Source organism: Streptomyces sp. NPDC020362, assembly GCF_040642095.1.
GTDB lineage: Bacteria > Actinomycetota > Actinomycetes > Streptomycetales > Streptomycetaceae > Streptomyces.
This window is the reverse complement of record NZ_JBFAET010000228.1, coordinates 1-13035: the sequence shown is the minus strand read 5'-3', so window position 1 is coordinate 13035 and position 13035 is coordinate 1. Positions and strand designations below refer to the sequence as shown.

Genomic DNA, 13035 nt, shown 5'->3' with positions numbered 1-13035 from the left:
TTGTTCTGTTGTTGTTGGTTTTTCTTGGGTGTGGTCGTCCTTGGGGGGGCCCGGGGGCCCGCTCCGTTCCGGGGGGGCGGGGCGCGGGGGGCGGGGGGCGGCCCCGGCCCCCGCGGAGCGAGATCGTTCAGACCCTGGACTGACCTCGGCGCAGGCCCAGTCCGGCCAGGACGGCGGCGGCCAGGACGATCGCCGCGTCCAGGGCGAGCACCGTGTGCACGCCCGACAGCAGGTCGTGCGACGTGGTGGCCAGGACGCCCAGCAGCGGAATGCCGACCGTGATGCCGACCTGCTGGGTGGACGTCACCAGGCCGGTGGCCAGGCCCTGTTCCTCGTCCGGGACACCGGAGGTGACGGTCAGGCCGTACGAGATGATCGCGCCCAGGTGGAACATGCTCGCCAGGGACACCGCCGCCGTGGCGAGCCAGACCGACCAGCCGTGGGAGTCCAGCAGGAGCAGGGTCGTGATCAGCGCACCCTGGCCGGTCAGCGAGCCGACCAGGGTGCGGCGGGCGCCGAAGCGGCCGATCACCCTCGGGGCGAGCGTGCCGGCGACGGCCGACAGCACGCCCTGGACGCCGAAGACCAGGCCGGTCTCGAACGCCGACAGGTGCAGGATCTCCTGGAGGTACAGGGTCAGCACGAAGATCACCGTCGACATCATCGAGAAGGTGACCAGACCGCCCACATTGCCCCAGGCCACCGTGCGGCGACGCAGCATGGGCAGCGAGACCAGGGGAGCGGTCGTACGGGACTCGACGACCGTGAACGCGGCCAGCAGAAGCAGTCCGGCGGCCAGGGCGACGATGACGTCCGCGCGGCCGAAGCCGTGGTCGGCGGCGGTGGACAGGGCGTAGATCAGGGACAGGAGGCCTGTGGTGACCGTGACCGCGCCGGGCACGTCCAGGCGGGGGCGGTCCGGGGTCCGGGACTCGGGCAGCAGAGCGGGGGCGAGCGGCAGCACGATCAGCGCGGACAGGGTGAGCAGGGCCATCGTGGAGCGCCAGCCGAGCGCGTCGGTCAGCATTCCGCCCGCGACCATGCCGACCGTGTAGCCCAGCGACATCACCGTGCCGGCGATACCGAGGGCACGATCGCGGGCCGGGCCCTCCGGGAAGGTGGTGGTCAGCAGGGACATGGCGGTCGGGACGATCGCCGCGGCGCCGAGGCCCTGTACGGCGCGCCCGGCGAGGAAGGACGCCGGGTCCCAGGCCAGGGTCGCCAGCAGGGAGGCCGCGCCGAACAGGGCCAGTCCGGTCAGGAACAGCTTCCGGCGGCCGTACAGGTCGCCGATGCGGCCGAACAGGAGCAGGAAGCCGCCGGAGGGAAGGGCGAACGCGGTGACCGCCCACTGGAGGGCGGTGCGGCTCATGCCGAGGTCGGTGCCGAGGTCCGGCAGGGCCACGTTCAGGACGGAGAAGTCCAGGGCGACCATGAACTGGGCCGCGCACAGGACGAAGAGAACGAGCTTGTCGCGCGTGGACAGCCGGGGACTGTCGAGCAGCTCTCGCGTGGGTGTGGTCGGGGTGGTGGTGTCGATCGCCATGGCAGGAGCATCGGGCGCGCGGAATACGGGTGGGGAGTCGGAACTTATGGTGGTGCCGGTACCACCAGACACGACGGGGGAGGGGCGGTACATGCCTGTTGCGGAGGCGATGAAGAACCACCGGCGGAACGAGCTGCGCGAGTTCCTGATGAGCCGGCGGGCCCGGGTCAGTCCCGAGGAGGCCGGTCTGCCGGCCGGCGGCGGCCGGCGCCGTACGCCCGGACTGCGCCGGGAGGAGGTTGCCGTGCTCGCCGGGGTGGGCGCCTCCTGGTACCAGTGGCTGGAGCAGGGGCGGGACATCTCCGTCTCCCCGCAGGTCCTCGACGCCGTCGCCCGCGTGCTGCGGCTGAGCAACGCGGAGCGGCGGCACCTGTACGGGCTGGCCGGGCTGAACCCGCCCGCACCCGAAGTGGCGCCCGAGAAACGGGACATGTGCGACGGGCTGCGGCGGCTGATCGACACCTGGATGCCGTATCCGGCGCACATCATGGACCGGTACTACAACTACGTGATGCACAACGAGGCCGCCGCGGTGGTGCTCGGCATGCGGTCGGACGTCCGCCAGAACTGCCTCGTGGACTTCTTCACCGACCCGATGTACCGGTCGCGGAGCAGGAGCTGGGAGCGGAACGCGCGCACGGTCGTCGCCCAGTTCCGGGCCGCCTGTGCCGCCAACCCGGACGACGACGGGTTCCGGGAGGTGCTCGCCGAGGTGACGGCCGTGAGCCCGGAGTTCGTGGCGCTGTGGGCCGAGCAGGACATCGAGGACCAGGGGCAGGTCCGCAAGGAGCTGGCCCATCCGGTGGCCGGGCTGCTGGTGGTGGAGTCCACCGTCCTGAAGGTCCCGGCCCGGCCCGACCTGTTCATCGTGCTGCACACCCCGCTGGACGAGGCGAACACCGCCGAGAAGCTGGAATGGCTGGCCTCCCCGGAGGGCAGGCGGGGCACGATGTACCCCGTGGCGGGGTGAGCGGGCGCTGACTTCGTATGCTCAGGGCATGACCGACAGCAACGCGCTCGACCCCGAGGACCGCAAGATCGTCACCCTGGCCCGTTCCGCCCGGGCCCGCAACGGTGTGCCCGAGGGGGCGGCCGTACGGGACGAGACCGGGCGGACGTACGTCGCCGGGTCGGTGGAGCTGGCTTCGCTGAAGCTCAGCGCCCTGCGGACCGCCGTCGCCATGGCCGTGGCGTCCGGGGCGACCTCGCTGGAGGCGGCCGCGGTGGTGAGCGAGACGGAGAGCGTCGCCGCCGAGGACCGGGCGGCCGTGGCCGATCTGGGCGGGGCCGGGACGCCGGTGCTGCTCGCCGGGCCCGACGGAGCCGTGAAGCTGACCGTCCCGGCGGGCGCCTCGTAGTAGCAGCCGGTCCGGAAGGGCGCTCCGGAGCAGCAGCCGGTCCGGGACGGCACTCCGGAGCAGCAGCCGGTCCGGGACGGCACTCCGGAGCCGCCGTTCCGGGCAGGCGCTTAGGAGCAGCTTGTCCCGGCGGGCGCCCCCGAGCAGCCGTTACCGGCAGGTGCTCCCGAGCAGCCGGTCCGGGCGGGCGTCCGGAGTAGTCCGGAATTCATCCTTGCCGTCGCCCGCCTCTCGCGCATCAATGGAGCCGTAACTCCCGACGATCCGTCAGATCCGCACCGCCGCCGCAGCGTGTCCGCACCCACCTGCTCAGGCCTGCCGTTCGTCGGCGCACCTTCCGACCATCCCCACATGGCATCCCCCACAGGGAAGGGAAGCGGATCCCCATGATTGGCATGCGCACAGCAACAGGTGCGGCGCTGGCCGCCGGTGTCCTCGCGGCCGCCGGCCTGGCCTTCGCGCCCACCGCGGCCGCCGTCACTCCCCAGACGGCGACCATCAACGCGAGCTGCGGCATCTTCGGCGGTGGCGCGGCCACGCTCACCGCCACCCAGAGCGGCACCTCGGCCACCATCACCCTCACCTCCACCGCGGTCAAGGCGCCGGTCGCGGTGGCGGCGGACTCCATCACCTCCAAGCTCACCCTGGTCAAGGCGAGCGGCGGCACCACCGTCTTCACCGGCACGAAGAACCCGGCCATGGCCGCCGGCGACCCGGTCAGCGCCGGCCCGCTCAGCGGCACGGTGGCCTCCGGCGACAGCCTCGAGGCATACGGCGGCTCGCTGCAGATGACGATCTTCGGGATCAACGTCACCTGCAAGGCGACCGGCAAGCAGTCACCCGGCCCGTTCGTGTTCGACTGAGCGACCCGAGTGACCTGAGTGATCCGTTCCGGATAGTTCCGGATCTCCCGGGGATGCCGCAGAAACTGATGATCCGTCAGCTTTCTGCGGCATCTCCATTGACTTCTCACGCGGGCTCCACATCAATGCCCCCTGTCGGCGCAGATGAGCCGCTGCGCCCGCAACCCTCAGGAGGGGGCCCATGGGTCCGACACCCCGAAGAACCCGACGGTGGCGCTGGGCGTCACTGCTCGGGGCGACCGCTCTCGCGGTCACCGCGGGCGGCGCGCTGGCCTGTCCGGCCGGTGCCGCCGGTACCAACGTGGACTTCGCCACGCACTGCATCCCGCCCGCCGTCGCGGGCATCCCGCCGATCGACGGCACCACCACCGCGAGCGTGTCGGTGGACAACACCAGCCCGAAGGTCGGCGACACCGTCACCGTGACCTACACCGTGGTCACGGCCGCCGCCAGCAACCCCACCGACCTGGCCCTGCCGGCCGACATCATGACCCCGACCGGCAAGGTCACCCTCGGCGGCGCCCAGACCGGCGACGTCACCGTCGCCGGACCGAAGAAGAACCCGCCGGTGCCGGGGAAGGCCGCCTTCCCGTCCTTCTCCATGACCGGCACGTTCACCGTCACCAAGGCCGGCCAGATCAAACTCTCGCCGGGCGACTACAACATCCACACCAGCTACATCCTGGAGCTGGACACCCCGTGCACGGTCACCAACCCGCCCGCGCCGGCCTCCGAGACGCTCACGGCGACCGACGGGACGCCCGCCAACACCCGTGCCATCTCGCTCGGTTCGGCCTCCGGTGACCCGGGTGCCGCTGTGACCGTCAGCGGCAGCAACTTCACGCCCGGTGCCACCGTAACCCTGGCCGGGCGGGCCGGCAGCAACCAGACCGCGGACACCGCCACCGTGACCGCGAACGCCCAGGGCTCCTTCAGCGGCTCGCTGGTCGTCAACGACAAGACGACGACCGGGATCGTGGCGTACGAGGGCGGCTCCTGGAGCGCGGACAAGGGCGCGGGCCCCGCGGCCTACGTCGTCAACGACAACACGCCCGTTCCGGCCGGCAGCCAGAAGCTGACCACCACCGTCAAGGCGGGCACCCTGTCCATGTCCCAGGCCGGGGACGCCGTGGCACTCTCGGCGGTCGACTTCGGCAAGGGCGGGGCCTCGACCGGGTCCCTCAACGCGGTGACCGTCAAGGACTTCCGCGGCGGGCCGGCGGGCTGGTCCCTGACCGGCAAGGTCAGCGACTTCACCGGTCCCGGCGCCAAGATCGACGCGAGCAAGCTGAGCTGGACCCCCGCCTGCGCGACCAAGGCGGGCAGCCCCAGCACCTGCAAGGCCGGTTCGACGGGCACGGTGGGCACCTCGGGAGCGACCCTCGCGTCGACCTCCGACTCCACGCTCACCGGCGGTGAGTTCACCGTCGACGCCGGACTCTCCCTGGACGTACCGGCGTTCACGCCCCCGGGCTCGTACTCCGGCGTCCTGACCCTCACCCTCACCTGACCCGCACCCGCACTCCGGTGGCCGGGCGCCCCGCCGCACCACGGGGCCGCGCCCGCCCGACCGCCCGACCCGAGCCCATGGGGGGTCCGCACCCATGCGCAAGCCGCACGTCCTCCTCCTGAGCCTCCTCGGCCCGGTCCTCGGCCTGCTCTGCGGCATCACCGCCGTACCCGCCGGGGCCGCCGACAACGGCAGCTGGTCCGTCTACCCGGCCGCCTCGAAGATCGCCGCGCGCCCGTACTTCTACCTCTCCGCCGACCCGGGCCAGACCCTCACCGACAAGGTCGTCATCGCCAACAAGACCGGCAGTCCGCTCGCCTTCCGGCTCTACGCCGCCGACGCCTACAACACCGCCCGCGACGGCGGTTTCGCCGTGCGCACCCCGAAGGAACGCATGCGCGGGGTCGGCGCCTGGGCGAAGCCCGCCGGGTCACGCATCACCGTTCCCGGCCACCGGAGCGTCACCGTTCCGTTCACCCTGCACGTGCCCCAGGGCGCCGAACCCGGCGACCATCCGGGAGCGATCGTCGCTCTCGACGAGAGGATCGCTCCCGGCAGCGGGAAGTTCGCGCTCGGGGTGCAGCAGGCCGTCGGCGCCCGCGTCTACCTCCGCGTCAGCGGTCCCACGCTCCCCGCGCTCTCGGTCGAGCACGTGCGGATCGGCCACCACCAGCCCCTGGTGCCGGGCCTCGGCGACAGCACCGCGACCATCACCTACACCCTGCACAACACCGGGAACGTCACCCTCGACCCGAAGGTGCGACTGAAGGCGCGGGGGCTGTTCGGCCGGACGCTGCTCGACCGCGACCTGACCCGGGTCCCCTCCGAGCTGCTGCCCGGGCAGCGCGTACGGCTCACCGAGGCCTGGCACGGCGCGCCCCAGCTCGACCGGGGCGACATCACGCTGACCGCGAGCGCACCGGGCACCCGCCAGTCGGCGAGCGCCTCCTTCCTCGCGCTGCCCTGGCTGCTGGCCGGGCTGGTGTTCGTGGCGGGGGTGGTGACCGGGGTGTTGCTGGTCAGAGCGCGTCGGGGCCGCGCTCGCCGGTCCGCACCCGCACGACGGTCTCCACGGGCATCGACCACACCTTCCCGTCCCCGATCTTCCCCGTCTGCGCGGACCTGACGATCGCGTCGATCACGTCGTCGGCGACCGCGTCCTCGACCACGACCTCGATGCGGATCTTCGGCACCAGGTCGACGCGGTACTCCGCCCCCCGGTACACCTCGGTGTGGCCGCGCTGGCGGCCGTAGCCGCTCGCCTCGGTCACGGTCAGACCGCGCACGCCCAGCTCCTGCAGGGCGGTCTTGACCGCGTCGAGGCGGTACGGCTTCACGATCGCGGTGATGAGCTTCATCGCTGGGGGGTGACCTTCTGGGCGGTGGGGACGAGAGAAGAGGAGACCGGGGCGCCGTGGCCCAGGACTCCGTGATCGTAGGCCGTCTCGGCGTGCACCGTAAGGTCCAGGCCGGTGTGCTCCTGCTCCTCGCTCGCGCGCAGACCCATCGCCCGGTCGATCAGCTTGCCGAGGCCGTACGTCACCGCGAACGCGTACCCGGCCACGACCACGACGGCCAGCAGCTGCCTGCCGAGCGGGGCGAGACCGCCGCCGTAGAACAGGCCCTCGGCGCCGCCGGTCATCGCCTTCTCGGCGAACAGACCGATCAGCAGGGTGCCGATGACGCCGCCGACCAGATGGACGCCGACGACGTCCAGCGAGTCGTCGTAGTTCAGCCGGAACTTCCAGCTCACCGCGTACGAGCAGACGACGCCGGCGGCGAGGCCCACCACGAGGGCGCCGAGCAGGGAGACGGTGCCGCAGGACGGGGTGATCGCGACCAGACCGGCCACCGCGCCGGAGGCCGCGCCGAGGGTGGTCGGGTGGCCGTCGCGCCGCTGCTCCACGAAGAGCCAGCCGAGCAGACCGGTGCAGCCGGCCGCGAGGGTGTTGAGGAACGCGGCTGCCGCGAGGCCGTTCGCGCCGAGCGCCGAGCCGGCGTTGAAGCCGAACCAGCCGAACCAGAGCAGACCCGCGCCGAGGACCACCATGGGCAGGTTGTGCGGGCGCATGGCGTCCTTCTTGAAGCCCAGGCGCGGTCCGAGAACCAGACACAGGGCGAGACCGGAGGCCCCGGAGGTGATCTCCACCGGCAGACCGCCCGCGAAGTCGAGCGCGCCGAGCCCGTCGAGGATCCAGCCGCCCGGGCCCCACACCCAGTGCGACACCGGAACGTATACGAGCAGCGTCCACAGCGGGACGAAGACCAGCCAGGCCGAGAACTTCGTACGGTCGGCGACCGCGCCGCTGACGAGCGCCGCCGTGATGATCGCGAAGGTGAGCTGGAAGGTGGCGAAGAGGAGGGTGGGCACGGTGCCGTGGACGCTGCCGGGACCGAGGCCGCTCATGCCGACGTGCTCGAGCCCGCCGATCAGCCCGCCGCCGATGTCGTCGCCGAAGGCCAGCGAGTATCCGGCCGCCAGCCACACCACGGTCACCAGGGCGATCGACACGAAGCTCATCATCAGCATGTTGAGGACGCTCTTCGTGCGGACCATGCCGCCGTAGAACAGGGCCAGGCCCGGAGTCATCAGCAGGACGAGGGCGGTGGCTGCGAGCAGCCATGCGGTGTCGCCGGTGTTCACGTGCGCGGCGGCGAGGGTCACGGGCGTCTCCAACGGTGTGTGGGCTCGTCAGAGGGTCACCGGTGGGAGTTTCCGGTTGCGTACGGGTGCGTTTCCGTGACGTTTCGTTGCGTGGGGGTTTCCGAAAGCTCACGTGCGGGCGCGGTGCGCCCCACTGGTACGGCGCGGCTTCGTGGATCAGGGAGAATGGTCACCATGAGCGTTCGTACCCAGTCATCCGAGCAGCCGGCCGAGACCGCCCACCGCGCCGGCTTCGCCTGCTTCGTGGGCCGTCCCAACGCGGGCAAGTCCACCCTCACGAACGCTCTGGTCGGGCAGAAGGTGGCGATCACCGCGAACCAGCCGCAGACCACGCGGCACACGGTGCGCGGCATCGTGCACCGGCCCGACGCCCAGCTCATCCTGGTGGACACCCCTGGCCTCCACAAGCCGCGCACGCTGCTCGGCGAGCGGCTCAACGACGTCGTACGGACGACGTGGGCGGAGGTCGACGTGATCGGCTTCTGTCTGCCCGCGAACGAGAAGATCGGCCCCGGCGACCGCTTCATCGCCAAGGAGCTGGCCGGGATCAGGAAGACCCCGAAGGTCGCCATCGTCACCAAGACCGACCTCGTCGACTCCAAGACCCTCGCCGAGCAGCTGATCTCCATCGACCAGCTGGGCAAGGAGCTGGGCTTCGAGTGGGCGGAGATCGTGCCGGTGTCGGCGGTCGGCGACAAGCAGGTGGGCCTGCTGGCCGACCTGATCGTTCCGCTGCTGCCGGAGGGCCCGGCGCTCTACCCCGAGGGCGACCTCACGGACGAGCCCGAGCAGGTCATGATCGCGGAGCTGATCCGCGAGGCGGCCCTGGAGGGCGTCCGTGACGAGCTGCCCCACTCCATCGCCGTCGTCGTGGAGGAGATGCTCCCGCGTGAGGACCGGCCTGCGGACCGGCCGCTTCTCGACATCCACGCCAACCTCTACATCGAGCGGCCGAGCCAGAAGGGGATCATCATCGGTCCCAAGGGCAAGCGGCTGAAGGAGGTCGGCATCAAGTCCCGCAAGCACATCGAGGCGTTGCTCGGTACGCCGGTCTTCCTGGACCTGCACGTGAAGGTCGCGAAGGACTGGCAGCGGGATCCGAAGCAGCTCCGCAAGCTGGGCTTCTGATTCCTCTGCCCACCCGCCCACCCGACTCGGTGGGATGAACAGCGACCCTCACGGGGCTCCGCCCCGGACCCCGCGAGCCCACCGGTGACGGGAGCCGTCCGTCCAGGACCCGTCGGGCCCGCGTCCGTCTGTCCAGGGTGCCCTTGCCGGGGGCCGTTCGTACAGGGGACTGCGAGCTGGGTCACCGGCCGCAGTACCCGGCCGTGTGGACGGCCAGGGACACCGGCGCCCTGAAGCCCGCTCGGCTCACTTCGCGCCCCGCTCGGCCCACTCCCTGCCCCGGGCCGGCTCGTTCCACGCGCCGCTCGGCTCCCTTCGCGCCCCGCTCGGTTCGCTCGCTGCCCAGGGCCGGCTCGCTCCGCGCCCCGCTCGGTTCGCTCGCTGCCCAGGGCCGGCTCGCTCCGCGCCCCGCTCGGTTCGCTCGCTGCCCAGGGCCGGCTCACTCCGCGCCCCGCTCGGTTCGCTCCCTGCCCAGGGCCGGCTCACTCCACGCCCCGGATACGGCCCACCAGCACCGCCCCGGCCAGCCCGACCACCGCCGCCACCAGGTACAGCACCCGGTAGCCGCCGAGGTAGGTCACGATCGGCGCGGCGAGGGCGGGCGCCGCCACCTGGGGCAGGGCGTTGGCCACGTTGATCACGCCCAGGTCCTTGCCCCGGTCCAGGGCCTTCGGCAGCACGTCCGTCATCAGGGCGAAGTCGACCGAGGTGAACACGCCGAAGCCGATACCGAGGACCGCGGACGCGACGATCGCGCCCGGCCAGGTCTGCCAGCCGGCCAGCGCCGCCGTCGCCACCGCCATCAGCACGCCCGACCACACCACGAACGGCTTGCGCCGGCCCACCCGGTCCGACCACGCCCCGCCCGCCACCACGGTCGCCATCAGCGTCAGGCCGTTGACGGCCGTCAGGATCAGCACGCCCCGGTCGGGGTCGGCGTAGTGCAGACGGTCCCGCAGGTAGTAGAGGAGATAGAGCAGTACCAGCGCATTGCTGAGGTTGATCAGAAAGCGGGTCAGCCAGGCCCAGCCCAGGTCGGGATGGCGGCGCGGGCTCAGCCAGAAACCCGTGAGGAAGGTCCGCCAGGACCAGGGCGGGCGGTCGTCCGCCGGCAGGCGCAGGTCCTCGTAGCGGCCCACGTACGGGAGTACGCCCGCGACCGTGAAGACGGCGCATGCCGCATAGCCCGTCCCGATGCCCCCGGCGGCGGTCGCCAGGCCGGTGCCGCCGACCACCCCGAGGATCTGCGCCGCCCCCAGCCAGCCGCCCACCCGGCCCCGCTGGAGCCTCGGCACCCGGTCCGGTACCGCCGCCGTGACCGCCGCGAAGGCCGCGTTCAGGGTGAGCTGGACCAGACACCAGCCCAGCGTCATCGTCCACAGGCCGTCCGCCTGCGCGAGCAGCAGCAGACACAGGGCGCCGGCCGCCGCCCCCGCGACGATCCAGGGGGTGCGCCGGCCCCACCGGGACGTCGTACGGTCCGACAGCGCGCCGAAGAGAGGGTTCGCCAGCAGGGAGACCACCGCTCCGATGCCGGTCACCCACGCCAGCATCGTCTCCTTCGACATCCCGGTGCCGGGGGCGAAGTCCCCCGCCTGGGAGGCGAGCAGGATCTGCAGGGGGCCGAACCAGCCCACCCAGATCGCCCCGTTGGCCAGCGACAGCGCCGCCGTCCAGCCCCGGCCGACCCGTTCGACCGGCTCGGTGAGCGCGGCCGAGGCGCGGGCGGTGGTCATCTCTGCGCCCGCAGCACGTCCCGGAACCAGTCGTAGGAGGCCTTGGGGGTGCGCTTCAGGGTTGCGGGGTCGTCGAAGTCCACATGCACGAGGCCGAAGCGGCGTGCGTAGCCCTCCGCCCACTCGAAGTTGTCCAGCAGGGACCACACGAAGTAGCCGCGCACGTCCACACCGGCCTGCAATGCCGCGTGCAGCGCGCGGACGTGGCCGTCGAGATAGGCGATCCGGTCCTGGTCGTCGATGCCCTCGTAGGAGCAGCCGTTCTCGGTGATGACGATGGGCGGCAGCCGGTCGCCGTAGCGGTCGCGGAAGCCCGTGAGCAGCTCGGTCAGCCCCTCGGGGACGACGGGCCAGCCGAAGTCGGTCACCGGCCGGCCCTCGATCTCCCGCACGGAGAAGGGGAGTTCGGCGGGCAGGGTCAGGCCGCCGAACTCGATCTCGGTGCCCTGCGGGGCGCCCACCCGGGTCGGTGCGTAGTAGTTGACGCCGTACCAGTCGACCGGCTCGCCGATGATCTTCAGGTCCGCCTGGACGTCGCCCGGCATCGCCTCGGCCAGGCCCTCGGGGTAGGCGCCGAGGATGACCGGGTCGGCGAACAGGCGGTTGAGCAGGAGGTCGTAGAAGGCCGCCGCCTCCTGGTCGGCCGGTTCCGCGGAGGCGGGCCAGGTCGGGCCGTGGGAGTTGGCGATGCCGATGTCCGCCGCCCCGGCGGCGCGCAGGGCCTGCACCGCGAGGCCGTGGGCGAGGAGCTGGTGGTGGGCCACCGGGAGGGCGTCGAAGAGGAGCCGCCTGCCGGGGGCGTGGGCGCCCAGGGCGTGGCCCAGCAGGGTGTGCTCGGCGGGCTCGTTGAGGGTGATCCACTTGCCGACGCGGTCGCCGAGGCGCCCGGCCACCACGGACACGTGGTCGGCGAACCGGGCGGCCGTGCCCCGCTCCAGCCAGTCCAGCGCGACGGGCAGGTCCCAGTGGAAGAGAGTGGGCACGGGCTGCACGCCCGCCGCGCACAGCTCGTCCACCAGGCGGTCGTAGAAGTCCAGGCCGCCCGGGGACTTCACCCGGGGCCAGGAGATCGAGAACCGGTACGCGTCCACGCCGAGGCCGGCGAGGAGGGCCACGTCCTCCCGGTAGCGGTGGTAGTGGTCGCAGGCCACCTCCGCCGTCGAGCCGTCCTTCACCCGCCCCGGCTCCGCCGTGAACACGTCCCACACGGACGCCTCGCGCTCGTCGGCTCCGCCCTCGATCTGGTGGGCGGAGGTCGAGACACCCCACAGGAAGCCGGCCGGGAAGCGGGGGATCGGATTGCCTGCATCAGTCGCCATGGCCGGGATCATCCTTACCCCCGGTAACGGAAGTCAACGCCCGCGCGTGAAACAGCGGTTACCGGCATCACGGCATCCGGCGGCCACCGTGCGACTCTTTATGATCATCGGATGATCGAAGGCAGACTTGTACGACTGCGTGCCCTGAGCGCCGCGGACCTCGACGCTCAGCTGCGCTGGCGCAACGACCCCGAGGTGGTGCACTGGGCCAGTGGCGGCCACCCCGGCTTCGGGCCCGTGACCCGGGAGGCGCTGGAGCGCTTCCACGAGGCCCGGCTGTGCGAGGACCCCCGGGGCGGGGCCACCTTCACCGTCGAGGAGCTGGACGGCTCACGCCCGATCGGCATGGCGGACTACCGCGACGTCGACCCCTTCGCGGGCCGGGCGACCGTCGGCATCACCATCGGCGAGCGCGACCGCTGGGGCGGCGGTTACGGCTCCGAGGCGCTGCGGCTGCTGCTGGGCCACCTGTTCGGGGCCTGCCGGCTGCGGCGGGTCGAGCTGGACACCTGGAGCGGCAACGAACGCGCAGTGCGGGCCTTCAGCCGCCTCGGGTTCGTCGAGGAGGGGCGCCGGAGGGCGGCCGTGCGGGTGGGCGACGCCTGGTACGACACCGTGGAGTTCGGACTGCTCGCCGAGGAGTGGGAGCAGCCGGCGCCGGCCTAGGCACCCTCCTTCAGCACCCGTGAGACCAACTCCCGTTGATCCTCGGTCAGCCGGGGGTCGGCCGCGTACACCGTGCGGCCGTCCACCGTGATCTCGTAGCGGAAGCCGTCCGGGACCCCGGCCGGGGGCGTGCCCTGGCCGGACGCGAGCACGCGCCTGGCCAGGGCCTCCCACTCGGCGGCGTCCGGCCGGGCCGAGGTGTCCACCTCGGCCCGGCGTTCGATGCCTGCGAAACCGCCCGTGC

At 72.2% G+C, this 13035-nt stretch carries 13 protein-coding genes; 7 read left to right on the top strand and 6 right to left on the bottom strand.

Annotated elements, in window-relative coordinates; translation table 11 throughout:
• Window positions 1-127 precede the first annotated feature (127 nt).
• Entirely contained in the window at window positions 128-1546 is a 1419-nt protein-coding gene (locus AB0H32_RS41695) for an MFS transporter (RefSeq protein ID WP_361132707.1), read from the bottom strand.
• A 91-nt stretch (window positions 1547-1637) separates the two neighbouring features.
• Here AB0H32_RS41695 and AB0H32_RS41690 point away from each other — a divergent pair, with 91 nt between their 5' ends.
• The 5 genes from AB0H32_RS41690 (at window position 1638) to AB0H32_RS41670 (ending at window position 6403) form a co-directional block, all read left to right on the top strand.
• Window positions 1638-2516 (top strand): helix-turn-helix transcriptional regulator, encoded by an 879-nt coding sequence (locus AB0H32_RS41690; protein ID WP_361132704.1) that lies wholly within the window; start codon window positions 1638-1640, stop codon window positions 2514-2516.
• 28 nt (window positions 2517-2544) lie between these two features.
• Window positions 2545-2904, top strand: coding sequence for a cytidine deaminase (locus AB0H32_RS41685; protein WP_361132701.1), 360 nt, complete (start codon window positions 2545-2547; stop codon window positions 2902-2904).
• A 386-nt stretch (window positions 2905-3290) separates the two neighbouring features.
• Window positions 3291-3767, top strand: coding sequence for a hypothetical protein (locus AB0H32_RS41680; RefSeq protein ID WP_361132698.1), 477 nt, complete (start codon window positions 3291-3293; stop codon window positions 3765-3767).
• 181 nt (window positions 3768-3948) lie between these two features.
• Window positions 3949-5277, top strand: a complete 1329-nt coding sequence (locus AB0H32_RS41675) for a beta-xylosidase (protein WP_361132695.1) — start codon at window positions 3949-3951, stop codon at window positions 5275-5277.
• A gap of 94 nt (window positions 5278-5371) precedes the next feature.
• A complete protein-coding gene (locus AB0H32_RS41670; RefSeq protein WP_361132692.1) occupies window positions 5372-6403 on the top strand; it encodes a DUF916 domain-containing protein in 1032 nt (343 codons plus the stop codon).
• Here the strand turns inward: AB0H32_RS41670 and AB0H32_RS41665 are convergent.
• On the bottom strand, window positions 6297-6635 hold the full coding sequence (locus AB0H32_RS41665; protein ID WP_361132689.1) for a P-II family nitrogen regulator: 339 nt from the start codon (window positions 6633-6635) through the stop codon (window positions 6297-6299). The two genes, AB0H32_RS41670 and AB0H32_RS41665, sit on opposite strands and share 107 nt — an antisense overlap.
• Window positions 6632-7942 carry an ammonium transporter gene (locus tag AB0H32_RS41660; protein WP_361132686.1) on the bottom strand — a complete coding sequence of 437 codons (1311 nt, stop codon included), beginning with the start codon at window positions 7940-7942 and terminating at the stop codon, window positions 6632-6634. Before AB0H32_RS41660 ends, AB0H32_RS41665 begins: the two co-directional genes overlap by 4 nt.
• A 174-nt stretch (window positions 7943-8116) precedes the next feature.
• Here AB0H32_RS41660 and era point away from each other — a divergent pair, with 174 nt between their 5' ends.
• Entirely contained in the window at window positions 8117-9070 is a 954-nt protein-coding gene (gene era, locus AB0H32_RS41655) for a GTPase Era (RefSeq protein WP_361132683.1), read from the top strand.
• A gap of 482 nt (window positions 9071-9552) precedes the next feature.
• Here era and AB0H32_RS41650 read toward each other — a convergent pair whose 3' ends face one another.
• Window positions 9553-10806, bottom strand: a complete 1254-nt coding sequence (locus tag AB0H32_RS41650) for an MFS transporter (RefSeq protein ID WP_361132680.1) — start codon at window positions 10804-10806, stop codon at window positions 9553-9555.
• On the bottom strand, window positions 10803-12125 hold the full coding sequence (locus AB0H32_RS41645; protein WP_361132677.1) for a GH1 family beta-glucosidase: 1323 nt from the start codon (window positions 12123-12125) through the stop codon (window positions 10803-10805). The genes AB0H32_RS41650 and AB0H32_RS41645 overlap by 4 nt, the downstream gene beginning before the upstream one ends.
• 111 nt (window positions 12126-12236) lie before the next feature.
• Between AB0H32_RS41645 and AB0H32_RS41640 the strand changes: the two genes are divergently transcribed.
• Complete coding sequence (locus AB0H32_RS41640) at window positions 12237-12791, top strand: GNAT family protein (protein ID WP_361132674.1); 555 nt, start codon at window positions 12237-12239, stop codon at window positions 12789-12791.
• On the opposite strand, the gene AB0H32_RS41635 is transcribed toward AB0H32_RS41640, so the two are convergent.
• On the bottom strand, window positions 12788-13035 hold a 248-nt coding region (locus AB0H32_RS41635), incomplete at its 5' end, for a protealysin inhibitor emfourin (RefSeq protein WP_361132671.1). The genes AB0H32_RS41640 and AB0H32_RS41635 overlap by 4 nt on opposite strands.